Here is a 22,756-nt window from a genome sequence, read left to right as displayed (position 1 = left end):
ATAAAAACGGGCAACAAAATAAAATTTTGATGCCCGTTTTTAAAAATGGTACCGCATGTTTAAACTTCTTTGGTCACGATTTGCATGGTTTCCCGACTGACTTGCTTCAACAAAACTACCTTTTCTTTTTCAACCGTTTGTGCTGCGGAATCATTGAAATGCCTAATCGTGTATAACGTCACATTTTCATTATATTCTACTTTGAATTTTTTAGATAAAATGGCCTTTAGTGCTTTGAAATTGTCAAATTTATCCTCTACACAGACAGAGAAACTAATAGCCGAATTCTGGATTAAGTTTACCTTAAGTTTAAATTGGTGAAACAAAGCAAAAATTTCGCTGATGTTTTCTTCCATGATAAAAGAGAAATCTATAGAAGATAGCGAAATCAAAAGTTGATTTCTTTTGACAATAAAACAAGGTAAATACGGTTCTAAAGCAACGCCTTTAGATACACTAGTTCCTTTTAGTAAAGGATTTATAAAGGACTTAACATACAAAGGAATTTCCTTTTTTTGTAGCGGTTGCAATGTCTTTGGGTGAATAACGGTTGCGCCATAGAACGCTAATTCAATGGCTTCACGATACGAAATTTGATTTAATAGACTTGTGTTCTCAAAGTATCTTGGATCGGCGTTCATTACTCCAGGTACATCTTTCCAGATGGTTACGCTTTCCGCGTTCAAGCAATAAGCAAAAATTGCCGCAGTATAATCAGAACCTTCTCGTCCTAAAGTGGTTGTGAAATTATTCTCATCGGAACCCAAGAACCCTTGTGTAATATTCAGTATTTTACGTTTTACGTTTTTGGCAATATTCTTTTGCGTCAATTCCCAATCTACTTCGGCATCTCTGTAATTGGCATCCGTTTTTATAAAATTACGAACATCCAGCCATTGAGTTTTAATGCCCATGAAATTCATAAACTGGCTTAGGATAGTAGTCGAAATTAACTCGCCATAACTAACAATTTGATCGTAAACAAAATTATAATTTGGAGATTTATTATGGGCCAAGAAATATTCCAAATCAGCAAATTGAGCATTTACAGCTGCAAAAACTTCATTTTTTTCGTCTTCAAATAAATCCAACAAAATTTGATTGTGGTATTTTTTTACTTCCTGAACCGATGAATTTAATTCATCCGATTTACCGAAATAATTTTTAATAACCAGTTCCAATGCATTTGTCGTTTTTCCCATAGCAGAAACCACGAGCAAGACATCTTCATAACCCACTTTTTGAAGAACGTCGTATACGTTTTTAATTCCTTCGGCATCTTTTACAGAAGCGCCACCAAATTTGAATACTCTCATACTAATAAAAATTCCTTTATTTAGAAATCTAAAACCTAACTTTCAAGTGGAATTAGAAATTTATTTTCTTATTTTATTTTTAACAAAATCATTGATTCCTGCTTCATCCATTTGTACCACGTACCAATCACGAAGAACCTTAGCTCCAGATTTCTCATAAAATTCAATCGCTGGAGTATTCCAGTCTAGAACGTTCCATTCTACTCGTCGAACCTGATCCTTCTTACCTTGTTTTATAATTTCAGAATACAAAGCATAGCCTAATCCCGTGCCGCGCATTGTCTCTTTAACTACTAAATCCTCTAAGTGGATTGTTTTTCCTTTCCAAGTGGAAAAGCGGTAATAATACAAAGCAATGCCTACTATTTGCTTTGCTTCTTGATTATCCTTCGATTCATTTTCAACTTCTGCTACAAAAACATGAAAAAGAGGAACAGGGCCAAAACCATCGCGAATTAAATCGTCCACAGTTACAAGAACGGCATCTGGTTCTTTTTCAAATGCGGCTAATTCTTGGATCAGACCTAAAACCGCCGCCATATCGTTGGGAGTACCTTTTCTAATATTCATGTGTGGTATGTATTTGTAATGTTAAGAAATTCGCAGTTTTCAGCATGGTTTGTGGTCAACTTTATAAAGGTTGATTTCATAATATTTTATTTTATTGATTCGAAAATGCAATAAAACTACACTGATACATATTAAATTTATGTTTTATTCAGCAAATATACAATAGTGATAAACTAAGTTCATATTATTCAAATCATTTTCACAAAAAAAACGATCTTTGTGACTTCAAATTAACTACATCGATTTCGTAATGGAAGAACGCAACAAAACACTAGGAGAATTTATAATTGAAAATCAAAATGCTTTTCAGTATTCGTCAGGCGAATTATCCCGAATCATTAACTCCATCCGTTTGGCTGCCAAAGTGGTCAACTACAAAGTAAATAAAGCGGGTCTGGTAGATATTGTTGGAGCGGCTGGAGAACAAAATATTCAAGGCGAAGATCAGCAAAAACTGGATGTTTACGCTAACGAAGTTTTTATACAAACTTTAATCAACCGGGAAATAGTATGTGGCATTGCTTCTGAAGAAAATGATGATTTTATTACTGTCGAAGGAAGTGATAACAGTCATAATAACAAATACGTAGTGTTGATGGATCCACTTGATGGTTCATCTAATATTGATGTAAATGTTTCCGTTGGAACAATATTTTCAGTGTATAGGAGAATCACTCCAATAGGTACTCCAGTTACAATGGAAGATTTTTTGCAACCTGGAATCAATCAGGTAGCTGCAGGATATGTGATTTACGGAACTTCGACGATGTTAGTTTATACAACAGGACATGGAGTCAATGGATTTACGCTGAATCCAGCTATCGGAACCTTTTATTTGTCGCATCCAAAAATGCATTTCCCAACAGACGGACACATTTATTCGATCAACGAGGGAAACTATGTTCATTTTCCACAGGGCGTTAAAGATTATATCAAATATTGCCAACTGGAAGAAGGCGACAGACCTTACACTTCTCGATACATTGGCAGTTTAGTTTCTGATTTTCATCGAAATATGATCAAAGGCGGTATTTATTTATATCCAACAAGTTCTAAAGCACCCAAAGGGAAATTAAGATTATTATATGAATGTAATCCGCTAGCCTTTATCGTGGAGCAAGCAGGAGGAAAAGCGTCAGATGGATTTGAAAGAATAATGGAAATTGAGCCAACAGAACTGCATCAACGGGTGCCTTTTTTCTGTGGAAGCTATAATATGGTCGAAAAAGCGGAGGAATTTATGCATAAAGCAAAACTAAGCAAATACTAAAAAGCAAAAAGCTTCCGCCATGGCGGAAGCTTTTTTTTATCACTTTTACTATTTATTCATGCTTCGCATTTCAAAAATAAAAGTATCTAAATCTACTTCTTTATCTACTAATTTAAGAGCTTTATCTACAATGTATTGTATGTTGTCAGCATTAAACCCTATACCTACACCAATTTTTCTGAGGAGTAACTCCTGTTTGTCTCCTAGATGATGATCTACATGAACGATTCGTGCTAAATCATACAAACGCTCTATTCTTTGCTCGTGTAAATAAGGAGGATTGATTGGATATTTCAAAGGATTTTCTAGGATCTCCTCATATTCTGCTGGAGAAATTTCTAATCGAACTGCCAGTTTGTCTAAAAATGCTTTTTCCTCTGGAGAAAACTTCTCGTCAGTAAGTGCTACACGGACAATTGATGAAAAATGGCCTCTATTTCTTTGCTTAAATTCGCTATCAAATAAATCTGAAAATGACATAATTATTGGTTTTATATCCTGCAAAGATAAATCTATTTTTAAATTATTGATTTTAATTTTTTTATATTTTTTCTTTTACTATGTTCTCTTTAGAATTCTATTTATTTAAATATTCAAAGGATACTTTTTCAAAATTAATCGTAAGTTTACAACCCCTTTATCAACCTAATATTTTACCGATGTCAGAATTTTGGATTTACTTTCAAATAGGATTAAAACACGTTTTAGATATTCATGCTTACGACCATGTTTTATTTTTAATCGCACTTGCAGTGCCTTTCTCTTTCAAGGATTGGAAACGCGTCGTCCTTTTGGTAACCCTTTTTACTGTTGGGCATACAATGGCGTTGTTGCTCTCTGTTTTTGGTATAATTGCTATAAAAGTAAATGTTGTCGAGTTGCTAATTCCAATAACAATATTAATAACAGCGCTATTTAATCTTTTTACTGCAGGAAAAACCAACCAAAAAGAAAGTATCAATTTGGTGTTTTTTATCACGCTTTTCTTTGGTATAATTCATGGTTTGGGGTTTTCAAACTACTTTAAATCAATTCTAGGAGGCAGCGCGACCTCTAAAGTTTTGCCTTTAGGTGAATTTGCTTTAGGGATTGAGGCGGCTCAAATTGTAGTCGTTTTTGTCGTTTTAATACTGTCGTATATCGTTCAAACCGTTTTTCGATTTTCGAAACGCGATTGGACTCTCGTCATGTCAGCGTTTATAATAGGAATAGTGATACCAATGATTGTGGAAAGTGAAATCTGGAAGAGATAGAAATGAACGAAAAAAAATTAAATAAATACGATAAAGCCTACCTCAGAATAGCTAAGGAATGGAGTCTTCTATCTTATTGTAAACGCAAACAAGTTGGCGCAATTATTGTGCGTGATCGTATGATTATTTCTGATGGTTATAACGGAACCCCTACTGGTTTTGAAAATTGTTGTGAGGATCAAGAAGGATTAACCCGTTGGGATGTTTTACACGCCGAGGCAAATGCAATATTAAAAGTAGCCCGTTCTACACAATCCTGTGAAGGAGCTACCTTATATATTACGCTTTCACCTTGCAAGGAATGTAGTAAATTGATTCACCAATCCGGAATAAGAAGAGTAGTCTATCATAACGGATATCGGGATGATTCTGGAATTCAGTTCTTGATAAAAGCTGGAGTTGAGGTAGAGCACATTCCAGTATTAGAAGAATAAAGAGAAAGTAAGTTCTATAAAGAGAGACATGGCTGTCTTTCATTAAAAATTAATTGGATCTTCAAATGAAATTTAAAGCTACATATTTACCCATTATTATTTTCTCGACATTTGCCTTAGGCATTGTATTAGGTGGAGTATTGAATTTTCCTGATACAGCGGATTACCTAGTCAAAAATAATTCGAAAAGCAAGCTCAATAAACTCATTGATTTCATTGACAACGAATATGTTGATGATGTCAATACAGATTCTATTGTAAATCTTACTGTTGATATTATTCTGGCAAAACTTGATCCGCATTCCGTTTACATACCACCTAGTGAACAACTGGAGGTGGCGGAGAGTATGAAAGGGAATTTTGTGGGTATTGGCGTGAATTTTTACATGTACAAAGATTCTGTTGCAGTGATAAAACCAGTTGCTGACGGACCTTCGGCAAAAGCAGGAATAAAATCCGGAGATCGAATTTTGTATGCGGATAAAACTAAATTATTTGGTCGAAAATTACCTACTGACAGCTTGTATGCTAAGTTGAAGGGATCAGTAGGTTCTGACATTGAGCTTACTATTTACAGGAAATCAGAGCGAAAAAAATTAAAACTAAGAATTAAAAGAGATGTAATTCCTATAAAGAGCGTTGACGTGGCTTTACTTTTAAATAAAACTACAGGATATATAAAGATTAATAGATTTGCCGAAACTACGTATCAAGAGTTTATGATAGGTTTAGGAAAACTCAAAGGACAAGGGGCAAAAACACTAGTTATTGATGTTCGGGATAATGGTGGAGGCTACATGGAAGAAGCCATAGCAATCGCTGATGAATTATTACCAAACCAACAACTGATTGTTTTTACAAAAAGCAAAAATGGGACTATTGACAAAACATTCGCAACTGGGAAAGGGAATTTTGAGAAAGGGAATGTCTTTGTTCTAATCAACGAAAATAGTGCATCAGCCAGTGAAATTCTAGCAGGTGCGATTCAGGATAATGACAGGGGAACTATTGTGGGACGCCGTTCATTTGGAAAAGGACTGGTACAGCGAGAAATGGATTTTGCTGATGGTTCCGCAGTCCGCTTAACCATTGCAAGATATTACACGCCAACAGGTCGCTCAATTCAAAAACCATATTCTAAGGGAAATGAAGCTTATTTTAAAGAATCAGAAGCGCGTTTTGAAAATGGAGAATTATTTGAAAAAGACAGTATAAAAGTCTCGGATACCATAAAATTTAAGACAAAAAAAGGTAAACTAGTGTATGGTGGAGGCGGCATTGTGCCCGATGTTTTTGTGCCTCTTGAAGTAGAACATGGAAATGAAAGTACGGCCTATTTACTGCAATCTGGAATCGTAGGTAATTTTGTATTCGAACAATTGGACAAAAATAGAGGTGCTTTTACAGGCTTATCTTTTGATCAGTTTCAAGCTAAAATGAAGGGGACTGATTTGTATTTCAACGCGTTTCAGAAGTTTATTTTTGGTAATGGATTAGATTTGAATTTTGGAAAGAGCAAATCGGTGGTTAAACGTTACCTGACTGCGGAGTTTGCTCGCCAACTGTTTGGTGAAAGCAATTACTACCAGATTGTGTTGGCGGAAGATGCCATGATTAAAGCTGTGTTGAAATAAAACATCTTCTAGAAAAAGAAATACATAAGGTTTTCATTTTTTAGTGCAAAAATGCGTTTTGACGTAAGTTGCATCGAATAATGGAGTTTGTTAAGGAAAGGGGTTCGCCACTGCGTTTTATTTTTATTTCGAAAAAAAAGAGGAAGGATTACGGGTGTTTTAAGAAAAACAGACGGCAAAAAGCAAAAGTTGTAAGTCTTTTTACTTAATCAAAAGTTTAATCTTAAAATACAAATTAAAATCAGTTATCTAATACTATCATGAGCGTGTGTTTGCACACCGTCATTCCACAACGTGAGAATGTCTGTTGCGACTGCTGCGCCACTTCCTGCAGCTATAGATAGTTGGCTTCTCCAGCCTGCTAAAGTGCCAGTTACATAAATTCCTTCAGCGACTTTGTGATCTTTATTTTTTAACTGTACTCTCTGTTTTTCCGGAAGAGATTTTTGGTGAGGTTCAACATACTGCAATACACCTTTTATGGAAAAAGTATTTGCGGCACCGACTCCAATTACGATCCTCCTGGTTTTATAACTTGTTTTATTTGTGGTAATGGTAAATTCTGGAAATTCGCCTTCAATAGCAAGGACTTTTTCATTAGGAATTTGTATCACGTGCGGATAGGAGTCTGAGAGCTGTTTAGTACTTTCTTTAAGTAAGTCAGATCCCAATGTTCCAGCAGGAATTCCATACGCATTGTTAAATAAAGCCTCTTGAAGAGAAGCTGTTTTTTGATGGGTAAAAATGCCGATTTTTTTATTAGCTACAAAAGGTTTGTTTTTTGCGGAACCCAAAACGAGGGCGCATGACATGCCTGAAACGCCACCTCCGATAATTAAAACATCAAACACAATGATTACTTTTCATTGGTTTTTTCTTCGATTCTTTTGGATATTCTAAAGATCAGCAGAATCATTACAGCGCAAAAAGAAGCTGCGATTCCAATAAAAGCAACAGCACTCTCTCCTTGGAATGGATTTCTAAAATCCAGCAAAGTAACATTAAATAGGATTAGAGCAATTGCTAAAAACACCAATATGTTAGTGAAAATTTTCATAATACGTTATTGTTTTTGTTTTGAAAGGAACAGATTGTTGGGTTCTTGATACTGAAATGAAATTCCCTAAAAATCTATCTGTTTTTAAAGTGTCACATTATGGGGTAAATTTAGGAAAATATATTTTAGACAAACAAACCTTTAACATTCGCAGCGAATAATTTAACAGCAATAGCCAGAAGTACTACACCAAAAGTCTTTCTTATGACTCCAAGTCCGTTTTCTCCCAGCATTTTTTCGATTTTTGAGGATGATTTTAAAACAATGTAAACCAAAATTATATTCAAGATTATGGCAATCACAATATTAATAGTGTAATATTGAGAGCGCAAGGAAAGTAAAGTAGTCATGGTTCCAGCTCCTGCAATCAGTGGAAATGCCAATGGAACGATAGAGGCCGAGCTTGCTTCTTCATCACGATAAATCCGAATTCCTAAAATCATTTCTAACGCCAGAAAAAACAACACAAATGAACCCGCAACTGCAAAAGAGTTTACATCGATTCCAATTAATTTTAGAAGTTCCTCTCCGGCAAAAAGAAAAACAATCATGATGACAGCAGCAACAATAGCGGCTTTTTCAGATTCAATATGTCCGTGTTTTGCCCTTAAATCAACAATAATTGGGATTGATCCTACGATATCAATTACTGCAAAAAGCACCATTCCGACGGTTATTATTTCTCTAATATCTAATTCCATAATTTGTGTTTCTTTCAAATGCAAAAGTATTGAATTTTGGTTGGTTAAAGGCTAGGTGAAATTTATATTTACAGACGTGGTATTTCTGCTGTAAAAAAAAGCCTTCTTTTTCTTATTCTATTTTTCTATTAAAAACGTAACTATCTGAAAATCAAATTGTAAATTTGTATTTATTCTTAAAGATAGTATTATGAAAAAGATAGTTTGGGTTTTTAGTAGTGTATTTTTATTGCTTTTTTGCGATGGAGTAGAAGCGCAAATTTTAAAAAAATTGCAAAAAAAAGTGGAAGACAAACTGGGACAGAAAGCGGTGGATAAAGTACAAGAAGAAACAGAAAAATCGTTAGACATTATTTTGAATGCTGACGCCATGGCGATGGCTTATGGTAAAAGTAAAGTGGATGCCGCATTAATTCCAAATTCCTATGCATTTAGTTGGCAGTATTCTTTGGAAATTCAAAGTGAAAATAGAAAAGCGATGATTGTAGATTATTTTTTGGAGCCTGATGCGGAATATTTTGGTTTTAAAATGAGAGATGCTGCAGAGATGGTAATGCTTATTGACAATAAAAACAAGTTGATGATTACCACGTTTGAGCAAGAAAAGCAAAAGGTAGCTATGGCAACTAAAACGCCTGATTATTCTGGAACGACAGAAAAAGGGAATGAAAAGGAGAACGAATCGTTTTCATATAAAACACTTCCCAATAAAGTAATTATGGGTTATAATTGTAAAGGAATTCAAGCTATGAGCAAAGATTTTACCATGGTTTTTTACTACACCAATGAAGCTCGAGTGAGTTTTTCGGATTTGTTTAGCGCACAGCAAAAGCAAAAAAATCCTGCTGTTTTGAAAGATTATTTCAAGCCAGAAGATAAACCTTTACTGATGACTATGAGCATGAAAGATTTAAAAAACAAAGGTCAAATCACTACGATGACATGCATTAGTTTAGATAAAAAAGCCAGTTCATTTGTTAAATCGGATTATACATTCCTGTAATTTGCTTTGTAATTTGTCTGGTTTGGTTTGCGAATTTATGATTTGCTGAAGTGCTTTTTTGAATTTCTTTGAATACCTTTGCCAAATGTTTCAACTAGGAAAAACCATCGTCTCAGAAGACTTACTCGAAAAAGATTTTGTTTGTAATTTAACCGCTTGTAAAGGTGCTTGCTGTGTAGACGGCGACGCTGGAGCGCCTTTAAGTCTGGAGGAAACTCAAATCCTCGAATCTATATATCCAAAGATTAAACCGTTTCTACGCAAACAAGGAATTGCTGCTATTGAAGCGCAGGGCACTTGGGTAAAGGGCACCGATGGAGAGCTTGAAACGCCTTTAATTGATAACAAAGATTGCGCCTATGTGATTTTTGACGGTAAAACCGCATTGTGTGGTATTGAGCAAGCATACAATCAAGGAATTATTGATTGGAAAAAACCAGTTTCTTGTCATTTGTATCCAATTCGTGTAAAAGATTTTACGGAGTTTGCTGCCGTTAATTATGACAAATGGGATATTTGCGATCCAGCGTGCTCTTTAGGTCAAGAACTCGAAGTGCCGGTGTATAAATTTGTCAAAGAAGCCTTAGTTAGAAGGTTCGGTGAAGACTGGTATGCTGAGCTTGAAAAGGTAGCTGCAGACATGAAAAAATAGTTTTCAAAAAAAACCTTTTTCTGTAATATTACATTTTAAAAATCCTATATTTTACGGTACGTCCTTGTTGTTTTAATTTTTTAAATCACTCATTTATAGCGCTTTAAAATTCGTATGAAAAGTATCAGGATTTCTCTATTTGTTAAAAACTAAACCGGATTGTGAATAAGTTTGGCTTTTAATTTCGGCAATATTTCACAATCTTTGTAACTCACGAAATGATTAAAATTTCGTTAAAATTTCAAAAAATAAACTATCATATTATGACGCAAGTTGAACCAATTTTACAAGAAAATAAAAACCGTTTCGTAATTTTTCCAATTAAACATCATGATATATGGGAATGGTATAAGAAGATGGAAGCCAGTTTTTGGACTGCTGAAGAAATAGATTTGTCTCAAGATTTGAATGATTGGAATAACAAGCTTTCTGATGAAGAGCGTTATTTTGTGAAGCACATTCTTGCGTTTTTCGCTGCATCTGATGGAATCGTAAATGAAAATTTAGCGGAGAATTTCGTAAACGAAGTACAGTATGCCGAAGCAAAATTCTTTTATGGTTTCCAAATCATGATGGAAAATATTCATAGTGAAACGTACTCGTTATTAATTGATACTTACGTAAAAGATGAAGCTGAAAAAGATGAATTGTTTAATGCTTTAGAAGTTTTTCCGGCGATTAAGAAAAAAGCGGATTGGGCTTTGAAATGGATTGAATCGGATTCGTTTGCCGAAAGATTGATTGCATTTGCTGCGGTAGAAGGAATTTTCTTTTCAGGGGCATTTTGTTCTATTTATTGGTTGAAAAAACGGGGCTTAATGCCAGGATTGACATTTTCTAACGAATTGATTTCTCGTGATGAAGGCGTTCACTGTGATTTTGCCGTGCATTTACACAACCATCACTTGGTGAATAAAGTACCGAAAGAAAGGATTAGAAGTATTATTGTAGATGCTTTGAATATCGAAAGAGAATTTATTACAGAATCACTTCCAGTGAGTTTGATTGGGATGAACGCGGTATTAATGACACAGTATTTAGAGTTTGTAGCGGATAGATTATTAGTGGAATTGGGTTGCGACAGAGAATACAACACTACAAACCCTTTTGATTTTATGGATATGATTTCGCTTCAAGGGAAAACAAACTTCTTTGAAAAGAAAGTAGCTGAATATCAAAAAGCGGGGGTGATGAATACAGATATCGAGGCTCAAAAAATAACTTTTGACGCTGATTTTTAATTAGTTTATCTGTAGTAAATTTTTTTTAGCCCCGATGGAAGGGAAAATCCTTTTTATTTTTTAGTCCCAGCGTAGCAGGACTAAAAAATAAAAAGATTGGAATGACAGCGGGACTAGCTCCTAAAAAAGAAATTGAACTTTTACCTCAAATCAGCACTAAAAAATGAGTAAACAATGCAATAAATGAGATTGCTTTGTTCCTCGTAATGAATAACAAATAACAAATAACGAAGAACAGCGAAGGGATTTTCTGTTTTTAAAAACAAATAAAAGTATGTACGTAATAAAAAGAGACGGTCACAAAGAGCCTGTAATGTTTGACAAAATCACGGATAGAATTAAAAAGCTATGCTATGGTTTGAATGATTTAGTAGATGCTGTGAAAGTAGCAATGCGCGTAATTGAAGGGCTTTATGATGGAGTTTCTACGTCAGAATTAGATAATTTAGCAGCCGAAACAGCGGCATCCATGACGATTGCGCATCCGGATTATGCACAATTGGCAGCGAGAATTGCGATTTCGAATTTGCATTCCAATACTAAAAAATCATTCTCGGAAACGATGACTGATATGTTCAACTATGTAAATCCAAGAAACGGACAATATGCTCCGTTGCTTTCTGATGAAGTGCATAAAGTGATTATGGAAAATGCGGAGTTTTTAGATTCCCATGTAATATACAATAGAGATTTCAACTACGATTATTTTGGTTTTAAAACACTAGAGCGTTCGTATTTGCTAAAAATAAACGGTAAAATTGTGGAGCGTCCACAACACATGTTGATGCGTGTTTCAGTTGGAATTCACTTAGACGATCTGAAGTCAGTGATTGAAACGTACGACTTGATGTCGAAAAAATTCTTTACACACGCTACTCCAACATTGTTTAACGCAGGTACGCCAAAACCGCAAATGTCTTCTTGTTTCCTTTTGGCGATGCAGGACGATAGTATTGATGGGATTTACGATACGTTGAAACAAACCGCAAAAATTTCGCAATCTGCAGGTGGAATTGGGCTTTCTATTCACAATGTTCGTGCAACAGGAAGTTACATTCGTGGTACCAACGGAACTTCAAACGGAATTGTTCCTATGTTGAGAGTATTCAACGATACAGCACGATATGTGGATCAAGGTGGTGGAAAGCGCAAAGGAAGTTTTGCGATTTACATCGAAACGTGGCATGCTGATATTTTTGAATTCCTAGACTTAAAAAAGAATACAGGAAAAGAAGAGATGCGCGCCAGAGATTTATTCTTTGCGATGTGGACTTCGGATTTATTCATGAAAAGAGTACAGGAAGACAGTTATTGGACCTTAATGTGTCCTAATGAATGTCCCGGATTGTATGATGTTTATGGTGAAGAATTTGAAGCGATGTATATTGATTACGAGAAACGTGGAAAAGGTAGAAAAACCATCAAAGCGCATGAATTGTGGGAGAAAATTCTAGAATCGCAAATTGAAACTGGAACACCTTATATGTTGTACAAAGATGCAGCAAACAGAAAATCAAATCAGAAAAATCTGGGAACCATTCGTTCATCGAATTTGTGTACGGAGATTATGGAGTTTACTTCTAAGGACGAAATTGCAGTTTGTAACTTGGCTTCACTTTCCTTGCCCATGTTTGTAGAAGACAAGAAATTCAACCACGAATTGTTGTACACCGTTACAAAACGTGTGACCAGAAACTTAAATAAAGTTATTGATAGAAATTATTATCCGGTAAAAGAAGGGGAAAATTCTAATAAACGACACAGACCAATAGGTCTAGGAGTACAAGGATTAGCAGATGCCTTTATTATGTTGCGTTTGCCATTTACTAGTGATGAAGCTAAAAAACTGAACCAGGAAATTTTCGAAACGCTTTATTTTGCTGCCGTAACCGCTTCTATGGAAATGGCTAAAGAAGAAGGTTCTTACTCTAGTTTTCAAGGATCGCCAATGTCTCAAGGGGAATTCCAATACAATATGTGGGGAATGAAAGATGAGGAATTGTCAGGTCGTTGGGATTGGGCTTCGTTGAGAAAAGAAGTAATGGAACATGGCGTTCGTAACTCATTGTTAGTAGCTCCAATGCCAACTGCTTCAACATCTCAAATTTTGGGTAACAACGAAGCATTCGAACCATATACTTCTAACATCTATACTAGAAGAGTACTTTCGGGAGAATTTATTGTCGTAAACAAGCATTTATTGCACGATTTAGTAGAACGTGGTTTGTGGAACGAAACTTTGAAACAAGAATTGATGCGAAATAACGGTTCTGTTCAGGACTTAAATATTCCTCAAGACTTGAAAGAATTATATAAAACCGTTTGGGAAATGTCGATGAAAGACATTATCGATATGTCACGTCAAAGGGGTTATTTTGTAGATCAATCACAATCATTGAACTTATTCATGCAGAATGCCAATTATTCTAAATTGACATCAATGCATTTCTACGCTTGGCAATCTGGATTGAAAACAGGAATGTATTATTTAAGAACAAAAGCTGCGGTGGATGCCATTAAATTTACATTAAACAACGATAAAAAAGCAGAGCCTATTGAGATCAAAGAGCAATCAATAGCTGTTCCTGCAGTAGCAGAAGCAGTAGAAATGACTTCTGATGAATACAAAGCCATGATTGAATTGTCTAAAAACGCCGGTCCAGACGAATGCGAAATGTGTGGGTCTTAAATAAAATAAAAAAGGCTTCAATTCGAGTTGAAGCCTTTTTTTAATCAATTATAGATAATAGAATTGAAGTTCTATTCTATAACCAAAAATGTATTGATTTTTAACACATCAAATATAAAATATTTTGGTAAAAAAAGGACTTCTTTATTGTTAAATTTTAATTTTTCAAATATGAGTCCAAAACAGGATGATAGTTGTGAGTATATTTTTAGAAAATGTATTACAACCAGAAATGGAAGAAGAATTTGTAAAACTGACGGAAGTTGTTTTAAAATTCGAATCAAAAAAAATATTTAATTTTAATGCAGCTATCACATTTGGTAGCTGTTTTTTTTTGAAGCTATTTCCTGCTATTCGTTGCAATCTTTTATTTTTTTAAGAAAAAAAATAAAAGGATTTCCACTGCTATCAGGGCTAGGGAATTAGGTTTAAAAGAAGATTTATTATTAATTGAAATTTTAATTCTCCGCTTGCGCCAGCGTCCCGCTTGTGCCCAAAAATACACACGACTCGCAGGTCAATAAAAACTCAAAATAACTTTTTTATCTATAAAAGTACCCCAAAACAACTATCCGTGTGAGGATTTCATAAATCTATCTTATAATAATGTAAATACAAAAGGCTCCGTAAACGATATATTTGTAGTAGCAAAGGACATTATTATGAGAGCAGTTACCCATACTAATAAATGGAGTGCTACTATTTTTCGTTTACGTTCTTCTACCTGTACCAATGATTTAGTTGTGAATTCTAAACGATCAAGTGTTATTAAGGATTTTTTATTTGCATTTTGCATTGAATTCAACCGACTATTTATGGCTGATAGTCTTTTGATGAATGAAGTACAAAAGCACGTAATCATAAAAGTAGAAGCAGAGTGGGCTACTACAAAGACTTTTTTTAAAATGAATTGGATTGAAAATAAGAATGCTCTTTTGGCGTTTTTCAAAACTAAAAATGATTGCAGTTTTTTTTATAAAATAACGATATTTGAAAAAAATCATTACTAGAGAAGCCATTTTAAAAGTCATTAGTGCTGTTCCTATTTTTCAAAACAATCAAATTTTCTCTTTTCGTTCTGTACTAATATCGGCTAATGACCGAGGTAAAGCAGTAAAAATTGACTATATTTGAGAAAGCAGTAAAACCAAAACTGTTATTTTCTAAACTAAAAACCTAAAAATGGAAACTAAAGAATTTACTATTACAGATGATTTATTAGCTTCTAAAGGCCAGCGCTTTTTAAATTTTATTATTGATCTATTGGTAGTTTATATGTTCACAGTTGGCATAGGAGCAGCTGTAAACATTATTGGAGAATTGACAGAAAATTATAGTCTAGCGGAATGGATTATTTCTTTAACGCTAATTGAAAACATATTGTTTATGCTCGTAGTACTATTTTTTTATTATTTAATTATGGAGTTGTATTTCTCTAGGACGTTTGGTAAATATTTTACCAAAACAATGGTAGTTAAGTATAATGGCAGTAAGCCAAACGTAAAAAGTATTGTCCTAAGAACGTTAGTGCGCATGATTCCTATTGAAGCCTTTTCTTTTTTATCAGATAATGCAAGAGGATGGCATGATACTTTATCTGTTACTTATGTTGTAAATAAGCATGAATTTATATCAAAAATGAAGTTGTAATCATTATTATTTTCGAATTTCAATTGGAACAGCTGTCATTTTTGGCAGCTTTTTTTATTTCAACTGGCATCTTTTTCTTTATATTCGCTCATTAAAAATTCAGAAATTACAACTATCAAAGATGAACTGGGAACAACTTTTATCACTAAGACGACAAGGAGACAAAGGAAAGCGATTGCGTATCGAACAAGACGACACCCGTTTGGGCTTTGAAGTCGATTATGATCGCATTATATTCTCGGCGGCTTTTAGAAGTTTACAAGATAAAACGCAGGTTATTCCTTTGTCGAAAACGGACTTTGTGCATACCAGATTGACTCATAGTTTAGAGGTTTCGGTTGTAGGCCGTTCTTTGGGACGATTAGTGGGAAAGAAAATCATCGAAAAATATCCGCATCTCAAAGAAGTTCACGGTTATCACATGAATGATTTTGGGGCTATCGTAGCGGCAGCATCACTGGCGCACGATATCGGGAATCCCCCTTTTGGTCATTCGGGTGAAAAAGCCATAGGAGAATATTTTTCCATTGGGAGAGGACAACAATACAAAGACCAGCTTTCTGAGAAGGAATGGCAGGATTTAATAGATTTTGAAGGGAATGCCAATGGTTTCTCAGTGCTTACGGCTAGTCGTCCAGGAATTGAAGGGGGACTCCGAATCTCCTACGCGACCTTGGGAGCTTTTATGAAATATCCGAAAGAAAGTCTGCCCAAAAAACCAACGAAAAATATCGCTGATAAAAAATACGGCTTCTTTCAAACCGACACCTCTTTTTTTCAGGAAGTAGCTGCTGATATGGGTTTGATTCCAAATAAATCAGGAAACGATATTGGATTTGAAAGGCATCCTTTGGCTTATTTAGTTGAAGCAGCCGATGATATTTGCTACACAATTATAGATTTTGAAGATGGAATAAATCTTGGATTAGTCTCTGAAGATTTTGCATTGGAATATCTGATAAAGTTGGTAAAGGATAGTATTGATACGTCTAAATATAAAACATTAGAAACCAAAGAGGATAGAATTAGTTATCTGCGCGCTTTAGCAATAGGAAGTTTAATAAATGATGCCGTCAAAGTATTTGTTGAAAATGAGACGCTGATTTTAGATGGAAAATTCCCTTTTGCTATAATGGATAAAAGTAAATACAAGGCACAGATGGATGATATAATTAAGATTAGTGTCGATAATATTTACCAAAGCCGCGAAGTAATTGAAAAAGAAATTGTGGGTTATCAGATTATTCAAACGTTATTGGATAAATTTATTACCGCTTACAATAATAAATTCAATGGAAATGCTTCTAATTATGATGCATTAATTTTAAAACTATTACCAGAGAAACATCACCTAGAAAAAGAAAATTTATACGGTCGATTACTACATATCTGCCACTTTATTTCCTTGCTTACCGATGGTAATGCGTTGTTATTTTATAAAACAATAACGGCTGTGAAAAATTAACAATTGTGTGTTCATTATTAATTTGTTAATGTAGATTTAAAAAATTAGATTTGTTTTTGGATTTATTTATTGACCAATTAATAATTTTTTATGAAAAAAAACATACTTTTTTTACTTTTTTTAATACCATTTTATGCTTTTTCGCAATCTAATAGAGAAGTTATTCAGCAATATTTAACTACGCCGAGTGCGAAAAGCATCATTTCAAATCGTGATTTTAACGACTGGGTAATTCAGAGTGAAGGCGGAACTACAACTTCTGGAATCCAAAACTGTTATGTTATTCAGCGTTACCAAGGAATTGAAATTTTTAGGGCAGTTTCTAACTTTTCTTTAAAAAATACAAAAGTAATTGATGTTCAAAAAAGAATAGTTGATAATGTCTCCCAGAAAGTAAACGCAACAAATCCAACTTTACTTGCAACGGATGCTTTAGTGAAAGCCTATTTTCATTTAGGCATAACAACCAATACTACTTTTTCCGTTTTAGATAAATTAGGGTCACATAAGTTTAGGATAAGTAATGGTACTGGGACTGAGGAACCGGTAATTGGTACTTTAGTGTATCACCAAGCAAAAGACAATAAATTGGTCTTGGCATGGGATTTTACCATTCACACTCCAGTTCATGATCATTTGTGGAGTGTCAGAATCGATGCGTTAAATGGTAAACTGTTAGAAAAAAATGATTTAGTTGTTTCGTGCAGTTTCCATCAAGAGCAAGCCTTTTCGGTAACAAAAAAATCGCAAATAGAAAATTTAGGGGCAACTCCTAAACAAATTTATACTGGGCCTTCTTCTTTTGTGCCGGGAGGCGCTTATCGTGTTATTCCATTTAATTTTGAAAGTCCAAGCCATGGTCCTTTTCAATTAATTTCGAATCCTTCAGATGCTAAGGCATCTCCTTTTGGCTGGCATGACATTAACGGTCAAGTTGGTGCGGATTATACGATAACCCGAGGTAATAATGTGTGGGCTAAAGATGATTTTAAAGCAGCTAATATTGATGATGGAGCGAGCCCAGATGGAGGTGTAGAATTGATATTTGATTTTCCTTATGGAGGAACAAGTGTAGCCGCATCATCTTATATTAATGCAGCTAATACCAATTTGTTTTACATGAACAATGTAATGCATGATGTCTGGTATCAGTATGGTTTTGATGAAGCTAGCGGTAATTTTCAAGAAAACAATTATGATCGTGGTGGAAAAGCTGGAGATTATGTAAATGCGGAAGCTCAAGATGGTTCGACAGCGGTACCTCCTAGTTTGAACAATGCTAATTTTTCTTCTCCTGTAGATGGTAATAGGGCTAGAATGCAAATGTTTTTATGGAATAGAGGTCCTGAAATTAAGCCTTTAATTATTAATTCACCATCAAGTTTGGCAGGGAATTATGTGGCAACTCAAAACTCTTTCAGTCCAGGACGTATTGATTTGCCAATCGCACCTCAATTCTTACAATCTGATTTGGTTCTGTATTTAGATAGTTCTGGTGGCACATCAGAAGCGTGCGTAACTCCTTCCAATAAAACCGCTTTAAATGGCAAAATAGTTATACTTAGGAGAGGCAGCTGCAATTTTGTAACCAAAGTAAAGTCAGCGCAAAATGCTGGAGCGATTGCTGTTATTGTAGTGAATAATGTGGAGGGAAATTTATCGATGTCAGGTGCCGATGCAGGAATTACGATACCCGCAATTAGCGTTAATAACACTATTGGGGAAGATATAATTAACCAAATGACTACAGCGCCTGTGAATGTAAAAATACAAACACAATCTACTCCATTTGTTAATGCGGATGGGGATTTTGATAATGGTATAATTGCCCATGAGTACGGACATGGAATCTCTATCCGTTTAACTGGAGGAAGTAATAATTCTAGTTGTTTAAATAACACGGATCAAATGGGAGAAGGTTGGTCTGATTGGTTTGCATTGATGATGCAGTTGAAACCGGGAGATTTTGGTGGTGCAAAAAGAGGAATTGGTACGTTTGTTTCTTCTCAATCTCCAGCTGGATTGGGAATTAGAAACTACGTGTACTCAACGGATAGAGCTAATAATCCTATGACTTATGCCTTTACTAATAATTTTCAATCATTCGACGTTAATGGTGTAGAGGAAACTTCTGTTCACGGTGTAGGATCTGTTTGGGCCACAATGTTATGGGATTTAACATGGGCTTACATCAATAAATACGGGTATGACAATAATAAATATAGCGGGACAGGTGGAAATAACAAACTAATGCGAATTGTTTTAGATGGTATTAAATTACAGCCTTGCAGTCCAACCTTTGTAGATGCCAGAAATGCAATTTTAGCAGCTGATCAAGCTATTACAGGAGGAAAAGATTATTGTATGATTTGGGAAGTTTTCGCAGCTAGAGGTTTAGGTGTGAATGCAACAGCAGGTAGTACAAATGTAGGTAATGATCAAACCGAAGATTTTACGAGACCATCTACCGGACCGAACTGCTCGTTAACTGTTGTTGATGTTAATAATCCTAATGTCATGAGTATTTTTCCAAATCCATCTAACGGAAATATTACAGTGCGAATTAACAACTATAGTGGTACGGTCGATATGAAAGTAGTTGATATTTTAGGAAGAGAAGTTTATTCCATCACTAAAGAAGATTTTAATAACGAAAAAATGTTTAATTTAAACCAACTCACTCCAGGTATTTATATAATGGACATTAAAGGAGAAGGATTGAACTACACAGAGAAAATCATCATAAAGTAATTTTATTTCAAAGAGTCCTGAAAGTTATTTCAGGACTTTTTTATTTAAAATATATATTCTATTCCAACCCCAATAGCTTGTCTTATTTGTGTTTTTGGTCCCTCAGTTACTTGTATTCCTGCGATTTCTCTTTTTGATTTGATGTCGTCGTCGTAAATTACATGTGCGCCAATATTAGCTTTGACATATTGATTTACTACGAGCTCTACTTGTAAATCACAATCGATGTCAATGTTTCCAAAACGATTTACATAGTCAGAATATAAACTCAACCGATTTTCTAAAATGATATTTTTGAAAATTTCTTTTTTGTATTTATTAGTAATTAGAAAACCAAGTTCTATTTTTGATTTTTCTCCTTCTGTAAGTAGATTTCCATCTAAATCATACGTGGCTTTAGGAACGCCAAAGGCACCTTGATTAGCAAGTCTTTGATCTAAAACTAGGGTAGTTTTAAAGGTAAATGGCGAGATATAAAATGTTCTTCTCTTTTCCTGATCTATATTTTCAGCACCTATTCCCATAAAAATGTATGCCGGTGCAAAAGGTTTTGAGATGGCTTTTTCCGTATTTGGATAGGCATAACCATTAGTGAATTGCGTATTGAAATTAAATTTAGCCGAATGGAACCAATTAGATAGCGTGTCTTTTCGATAGCCAAACGTAGAGTTGAACTGAATTGCATCTTCTGTTTTTCGTAGGTCTATTCCGTCCTGTTTATTTAACCCATATTTAAAAATCAGTTCATTTGACCAATTGTAATTACTTCGGTTATAAATTCTGTGGAATTTACCTTTAAATAATCCTGAAATCGAACTAGTTCCTCCAGCACTCCAATTGATAAAAGCTACTTCAGAAATATCAAATCCTAAACTGTTTTTTTTACTCCAATGGGTTAATGGCAGGTAATGCGTTTTAGTTTGTATTTTGAGTGGTACAGCTAGCGATTTTTTTGCAGTCAAAACTGCAATAGCAGGTCTAATCGTATCGTATAAAAATGTTTTTGTTACTTCTTGAGATAAACAATTAAAAGAGATAGAGCAGGTAAGGAATAGTAGCGTGTAGGTTAACAATTTCATTTCGGGGGAGTTATACGGATTATAGTTGTTTTTTAGTCAATAATTTTCTTTTACAATACCGATATGTTATGAATATAGGTCACTATATACTGGGCTATATTGAATTTATTACCGATTTTGTTTAAGAGGGCAAAATAATTATTTTAATAGTTTGAAAAAAGGATTTCAAGACTTTTAACGTCAATTTTGCAGTATTGTTGTAATTCGGCTACAGTTCCCTGTTCTATAAACTCATCTGGAATACCAAGAACGGTTATTTGTGAGGTATAATTATTTTCAGAGGCAAATTCAAGAATAGCACTTCCAAAACCCCCTTTTACAGTCCCGTCTTCAATGGTGACTATTGTTTTAAAGTTATTGAGTAGGGTATGTAATTCCTTTTCATCTAGTGGCTTTACAAAGGGAAAATCATAATGCGCAATCATTTCTGGATGTTGCATTTTGGCTATAGCCAAAGTAACATTGTTACCGATGCTTCCATTTGATAAGACAGCAATTCTTGAGCCTTCCTTAATGCAAATGCTTCTACCGATTTCTATTTCTTGATACTTTCCTAAATTTGTAGCTTGCCAATTGGTAACTACACCACGACCTCGTGGATACCGAATTGCGATTGGATTATTTAATCCTAATTGTGCGGTATATAAAATATTTTGTAAAGCAATTTCATTTCTTGGGGCATACACAATCATATTGGGTATACAACGCAAGTAAGCTAAATCGAAAACCCCATGATGTGTGGCTCCATCTTCTCCCACTAAACCGGCTCTGTCCAGACAAAAAATCACCGGAAGATTTTGTAAAGCCACATCATGAATCACTTGGTCGTATGCTCTTTGTAAAAATGTAGAATAAATATTGCAGTAAACAATCATGCCCTGTGTCGCCATTCCTGCGGCTAAGGTTACCGCATGTTGTTCTGCAATTCCAACATCAAAGGCCCGTTTTGGGAATTCATCCATCATAAATTTTAGCGAGGAGCCGGAAGGCATCGCAGGTGTAATGCCTATAATTTTGTCGTTTTTTCTAGCTAAATCTAAAATGGTCAAGCCAAAAACATCCTGATATTTAGGAGGTAAATTTTCTTCGGATTTGGGCTGAAGCGCTCCAGTTGTAGCATCAAATTTGCCAGGAGCATGGTAAATTACCTGATTTTCTTCGGCTTGCTGTAATCCTTTACCCTTGGTTGTAATAATATGAAGGAATTTGGGTCCTTTTATTTTTTGTAAACGTTTCAATTCTTTAATTACGGCAAAAATATCATGACCGTCAATAGGTCCCGAATAATCAAAATTCAATGATTTAATCATGTTGTTCTGTCTCGGATTTTTGCCTGCTTTTACTGCAGTCAAATATTGTTTCAAAGCGCCTACGCTGGGATCAATACCAATAGCATTATCATTGAGAATGACTAATAAATTAGCATCAGTAACTCCGGCGTGATTTAAGCCTTCAAAAGCCATTCCTGAGGCTATCGAGGCATCACCAATGACTGCAATATGGTGTTTGTTGTAATCTCCTTTTAAATTAGAAGCTATTGCCATTCCCAATGCTGCCGAAATAGAAGTAGAGGAGTGGCCTACGCCAAAGGCATCATAGACACTTTCACCTCTATTTGGGAAACCGGAAATGCCACCCAATTGCCTGTTAGTGTGAAAATTATCTCTTCTTCCCGTTATTATTTTGTGTCCGTAAGCCTGATGACCAACATCCCAAACCAATAAATCATTTGGAGTGTCAAAAACATAATGCAAGGCGATCGTAAGTTCGACAACACCTAAACTAGCTCCTAAATGCCCCTCTTTGACGGCGACAATATCGATAATGAAGTTGCGCAACTCTTGAGCTACTTGAGGTAGTTGCGTTTCCTCTAGCTGGCGTAAATCGGCGGGGCTGTTTAGGTTTAAAAGTAAATTAGTTGACATAAAGCAAATATACGATTTGGAATTGTATTTTTACATTCGATAAAAAAACTTGTTTCACAAAGAATT

General features: G+C 34.9%; 20 protein-coding genes. 12 read left to right on the top strand and 8 right to left on the bottom strand.

Features of this window, described 5'->3' with window-relative positions:
• Positions 1 to 59 precede the first annotated feature (59 nt).
• Together BUA03_RS14675 and BUA03_RS14670 are read right to left on the bottom strand one after the other, a co-directional pair.
• On the bottom strand, positions 60 to 1,316 hold the full coding sequence (locus BUA03_RS14675; protein WP_066080716.1) for an aspartate kinase: 1,257 nt from the start codon (positions 1,314 to 1,316) through the stop codon (positions 60 to 62).
• Positions 1,317 to 1,376: 60 nt separating this feature from the next.
• Complete coding sequence (locus BUA03_RS14670; protein ID WP_066080713.1) at positions 1,377 to 1,886, bottom strand: GNAT family N-acetyltransferase; 510 nt, start codon at positions 1,884 to 1,886, stop codon at positions 1,377 to 1,379.
• Between the two features lie 250 nt (positions 1,887 to 2,136).
• Between BUA03_RS14670 and fbp the strand changes: the two genes are divergently transcribed.
• Positions 2,137 to 3,156, top strand: a complete 1,020-nt coding sequence (fbp, locus tag BUA03_RS14665; protein WP_066080710.1) for a class 1 fructose-bisphosphatase — start codon at positions 2,137 to 2,139, stop codon at positions 3,154 to 3,156.
• 48 nt (positions 3,157 to 3,204) lie between these two features.
• Here the strand turns inward: fbp and BUA03_RS14660 are convergent, their stop codons facing one another.
• Entirely contained in the window at positions 3,205 to 3,636 is a 432-nt protein-coding gene (locus BUA03_RS14660; protein WP_066080707.1) for a TerB family tellurite resistance protein, read from the bottom strand.
• Positions 3,637 to 3,815: 179 nt separating this feature from the next.
• Here BUA03_RS14660 and BUA03_RS14655 point away from each other — a divergent pair, with 179 nt between their 5' ends.
• The 3 genes from BUA03_RS14655 to BUA03_RS14645 all read left to right on the top strand — a co-directional run bounded on the left by BUA03_RS14655 (position 3,816) and on the right by BUA03_RS14645 (position 6,477).
• Positions 3,816 to 4,409 carry a HupE/UreJ family protein gene (locus BUA03_RS14655; RefSeq protein ID WP_066080819.1) on the top strand — a complete coding sequence of 198 codons (594 nt, stop codon included), beginning with the start codon at positions 3,816 to 3,818 and terminating at the stop codon, positions 4,407 to 4,409.
• A gap of 2 nt (positions 4,410 to 4,411) precedes the next feature.
• Entirely contained in the window at positions 4,412 to 4,843 is a 432-nt protein-coding gene (locus tag BUA03_RS14650; protein WP_066080703.1) for a deoxycytidylate deaminase, read from the top strand.
• A 65-nt stretch (positions 4,844 to 4,908) separates the two neighbouring features.
• Positions 4,909 to 6,477 (top strand): S41 family peptidase, encoded by a 1,569-nt coding sequence (locus BUA03_RS14645; protein ID WP_066080701.1) that lies wholly within the window; start codon positions 4,909 to 4,911, stop codon positions 6,475 to 6,477.
• Between the two features lie 245 nt (positions 6,478 to 6,722).
• On the opposite strand, the gene BUA03_RS14640 is transcribed toward BUA03_RS14645, so the two are convergent.
• From BUA03_RS14640 to BUA03_RS14630, 3 genes are all read right to left on the bottom strand, one after another.
• Positions 6,723 to 7,328: an FAD-dependent oxidoreductase gene (locus BUA03_RS14640; RefSeq protein ID WP_066080698.1), complete on the bottom strand. Its 606-nt coding sequence runs from the start codon at positions 7,326 to 7,328 to the stop codon at positions 6,723 to 6,725.
• 5 nt (positions 7,329 to 7,333) lie between these two features.
• A complete protein-coding gene (locus tag BUA03_RS14635) occupies positions 7,334 to 7,534 on the bottom strand; it encodes a hypothetical protein (protein ID WP_066080695.1) in 201 nt (66 codons plus the stop codon).
• A gap of 125 nt (positions 7,535 to 7,659) precedes the next feature.
• The gene (locus BUA03_RS14630; protein ID WP_394333645.1) at positions 7,660 to 8,235 is read right to left on the bottom strand and encodes a MarC family protein; all 576 of its coding nucleotides are present in this window, start codon (positions 8,233 to 8,235) and stop codon (positions 7,660 to 7,662) included.
• 190 nt (positions 8,236 to 8,425) lie between these two features.
• Between BUA03_RS14630 and BUA03_RS14625 the strand changes: the two genes are divergently transcribed.
• From BUA03_RS14625 to BUA03_RS14585, 8 genes are all read left to right on the top strand, one after another.
• A complete protein-coding gene (locus BUA03_RS14625; RefSeq protein ID WP_066080693.1) occupies positions 8,426 to 9,238 on the top strand; it encodes a hypothetical protein in 813 nt (270 codons plus the stop codon).
• 85 nt (positions 9,239 to 9,323) lie between these two features.
• Entirely contained in the window at positions 9,324 to 9,890 is a 567-nt protein-coding gene (locus tag BUA03_RS14620; RefSeq protein WP_066080690.1) for a DUF3109 family protein, read from the top strand.
• Between the two features lie 263 nt (positions 9,891 to 10,153).
• Positions 10,154 to 11,131, top strand: coding sequence for a ribonucleotide-diphosphate reductase subunit beta (locus BUA03_RS14615; RefSeq protein ID WP_066080813.1), 978 nt, complete (start codon positions 10,154 to 10,156; stop codon positions 11,129 to 11,131).
• A 274-nt stretch (positions 11,132 to 11,405) separates the two neighbouring features.
• The gene (locus tag BUA03_RS14610; protein ID WP_066080688.1) at positions 11,406 to 13,820 is read left to right on the top strand and encodes a ribonucleoside-diphosphate reductase subunit alpha; all 2,415 of its coding nucleotides are present in this window, start codon (positions 11,406 to 11,408) and stop codon (positions 13,818 to 13,820) included.
• 662 nt (positions 13,821 to 14,482) lie between these two features.
• On the top strand, positions 14,483 to 14,830 hold the full coding sequence (locus BUA03_RS14600) for a hypothetical protein (protein ID WP_066080683.1): 348 nt from the start codon (positions 14,483 to 14,485) through the stop codon (positions 14,828 to 14,830).
• A gap of 172 nt (positions 14,831 to 15,002) precedes the next feature.
• Complete coding sequence (locus BUA03_RS14595) at positions 15,003 to 15,470, top strand: RDD family protein (RefSeq protein WP_066080680.1); 468 nt, start codon at positions 15,003 to 15,005, stop codon at positions 15,468 to 15,470.
• A 121-nt stretch (positions 15,471 to 15,591) separates the two neighbouring features.
• Positions 15,592 to 16,935, top strand: a complete 1,344-nt coding sequence (gene dgt, locus BUA03_RS14590) for a dGTP triphosphohydrolase (RefSeq protein WP_066080676.1) — start codon at positions 15,592 to 15,594, stop codon at positions 16,933 to 16,935.
• A gap of 90 nt (positions 16,936 to 17,025) precedes the next feature.
• Positions 17,026 to 19,686: a T9SS-dependent M36 family metallopeptidase gene (locus BUA03_RS14585; RefSeq protein WP_066080673.1), complete on the top strand. Its 2,661-nt coding sequence runs from the start codon at positions 17,026 to 17,028 to the stop codon at positions 19,684 to 19,686.
• Positions 19,687 to 19,730: 44 nt separating this feature from the next.
• Here BUA03_RS14585 and BUA03_RS14580 read toward each other — a convergent pair whose 3' ends face one another.
• Together BUA03_RS14580 and BUA03_RS14575 are read right to left on the bottom strand one after the other, a co-directional pair.
• Positions 19,731 to 20,765: a DUF3078 domain-containing protein gene (locus tag BUA03_RS14580; RefSeq protein ID WP_082854334.1), complete on the bottom strand. Its 1,035-nt coding sequence runs from the start codon at positions 20,763 to 20,765 to the stop codon at positions 19,731 to 19,733.
• Positions 20,766 to 20,908: 143 nt separating this feature from the next.
• Entirely contained in the window at positions 20,909 to 22,690 is a 1,782-nt protein-coding gene (locus BUA03_RS14575) for a 1-deoxy-D-xylulose-5-phosphate synthase (RefSeq protein WP_066080670.1), read from the bottom strand.
• Between the last annotated feature and the right edge of the window lie 66 nt (positions 22,691 to 22,756).

The organism is Flavobacterium fryxellicola (assembly GCF_900143245.1).
In the GTDB taxonomy this organism is placed as follows: Bacteria; Bacteroidota; Bacteroidia; order Flavobacteriales; family Flavobacteriaceae; genus Flavobacterium; species Flavobacterium fryxellicola.
This window is presented reverse-complemented; position numbering and strand designations above follow the sequence as displayed.

Excerpts from the sequence above, each read along its gene's own strand:
- BUA03_RS14620 (WP_066080690.1), top strand. The coding sequence starts at position 9,324 with ATGTTTCAACTAGGAAAAACCATCGTCTCAGAAGACTTACTCGAAAAA.
- BUA03_RS14615 (WP_066080813.1), top strand. The coding sequence starts at position 10,154 with ATGACGCAAGTTGAACCAATTTTACAAGAAAATAAAAACCGTTTCGTA.
- BUA03_RS14595 (WP_066080680.1), top strand. The coding sequence starts at position 15,003 with ATGGAAACTAAAGAATTTACTATTACAGATGATTTATTAGCTTCTAAA.
- BUA03_RS14650 (WP_066080703.1), top strand. The coding sequence starts at position 4,412 with ATGAACGAAAAAAAATTAAATAAATACGATAAAGCCTACCTCAGAATA.
- BUA03_RS14585 (WP_066080673.1), top strand. The coding sequence starts at position 17,026 with ATGAAAAAAAACATACTTTTTTTACTTTTTTTAATACCATTTTATGCT.
- BUA03_RS14670 (WP_066080713.1), bottom strand. The coding sequence starts at position 1,886 with ATGAATATTAGAAAAGGTACTCCCAACGATATGGCGGCGGTTTTAGGT.
- BUA03_RS14625 (WP_066080693.1), top strand. The coding sequence starts at position 8,426 with ATGAAAAAGATAGTTTGGGTTTTTAGTAGTGTATTTTTATTGCTTTTT.
- BUA03_RS14630 (WP_394333645.1), bottom strand. The coding sequence starts at position 8,235 with ATGGAATTAGATATTAGAGAAATAATAACCGTCGGAATGGTGCTTTTT.
- dgt (WP_066080676.1), top strand. The coding sequence starts at position 15,592 with ATGAACTGGGAACAACTTTTATCACTAAGACGACAAGGAGACAAAGGA.
- BUA03_RS14635 (WP_066080695.1), bottom strand. The coding sequence starts at position 7,534 with ATGAAAATTTTCACTAACATATTGGTGTTTTTAGCAATTGCTCTAATC.
- BUA03_RS14655 (WP_066080819.1), top strand. The coding sequence starts at position 3,816 with ATGTCAGAATTTTGGATTTACTTTCAAATAGGATTAAAACACGTTTTA.
- BUA03_RS14610 (WP_066080688.1), top strand. The coding sequence starts at position 11,406 with ATGTACGTAATAAAAAGAGACGGTCACAAAGAGCCTGTAATGTTTGAC.
- BUA03_RS14675 (WP_066080716.1), bottom strand. The coding sequence starts at position 1,316 with ATGAGAGTATTCAAATTTGGTGGCGCTTCTGTAAAAGATGCCGAAGGA.
- BUA03_RS14660 (WP_066080707.1), bottom strand. The coding sequence starts at position 3,636 with ATGTCATTTTCAGATTTATTTGATAGCGAATTTAAGCAAAGAAATAGA.
- BUA03_RS14645 (WP_066080701.1), top strand. The coding sequence starts at position 4,909 with ATGAAATTTAAAGCTACATATTTACCCATTATTATTTTCTCGACATTT.
- BUA03_RS14580 (WP_082854334.1), bottom strand. The coding sequence starts at position 20,765 with ATGAAATTGTTAACCTACACGCTACTATTCCTTACCTGCTCTATCTCT.
- BUA03_RS14575 (WP_066080670.1), bottom strand. The coding sequence starts at position 22,690 with ATGTCAACTAATTTACTTTTAAACCTAAACAGCCCCGCCGATTTACGC.
- fbp (WP_066080710.1), top strand. The coding sequence starts at position 2,137 with ATGGAAGAACGCAACAAAACACTAGGAGAATTTATAATTGAAAATCAA.
- BUA03_RS14600 (WP_066080683.1), top strand. The coding sequence starts at position 14,483 with ATGAGAGCAGTTACCCATACTAATAAATGGAGTGCTACTATTTTTCGT.